The organism is Vibrio sp. Y176, from assembly GCF_033438945.1.
Window position 1 is genome coordinate 1 of sequence record NZ_JAWOQS010000777.1, and the last position, 611, is coordinate 611.

The following is a 611-nucleotide window of genomic DNA, read 5'->3' on the forward strand; positions in this document are numbered from 1 at the left end:
CAATGTTTGCAAGTGCTGATGATTTTTCACAGACGCAAAACCACATCATTCAACCGAAAATCGTGGGCGGCATCACCGCCGATCCAACTGAATGGAAGTTCTATACACAAATTGTAAGTCGTTACAGCAATCGCTCCTATTGCGGTGCCAGTTACATCGGCAATGGTTATGTCTTGACGGCAGCTCACTGTGTGGAGGGCGATTCACCGAGTCAAATTGCCGTGAAAATTGGTGGCGTCGTGTACAACGGCACCGATGGAGTAAGAGCGAATGTGAGTGAAATCCACATGCATCCGTCTTATCGCCGCGCCACGCTTTCTTATGATATTGCGGTTCTAAAGCTAGATTCTGTCCCTCAAGGTGTATCCGCCGTTGAAATTGCTGACGGCAGCTTGGCGCAATACGCCAGTATTGGAGATTGGTTGACAGTTGCAGGTTTAGGTCGAACGTCAGAAGGCGGTAGTTCGCCAACAAGATTGCAAGAAGTCGATGTTCCTCTGGTGTCGGATGCCACTTGTCGTCAGGCGGGTGGAAACTACACCACTGTTGGGGAAGTGGCATTCTGTGCAGGCGTGCCGCAAGGTGGGATAGATTCATGTCAGGGTGACAGC

1 protein-coding gene is annotated in these 611 nt (G+C 50.4%); it reads left to right on the top strand.

What is annotated here, in order from left to right:
* Positions 1-2: 2 nt before the first annotated feature.
* Positions 3-611 (top strand): serine protease (locus tag R7O13_RS28600; RefSeq protein WP_318305426.1); only part of this gene is annotated, 609 nt, incomplete at its 3' end.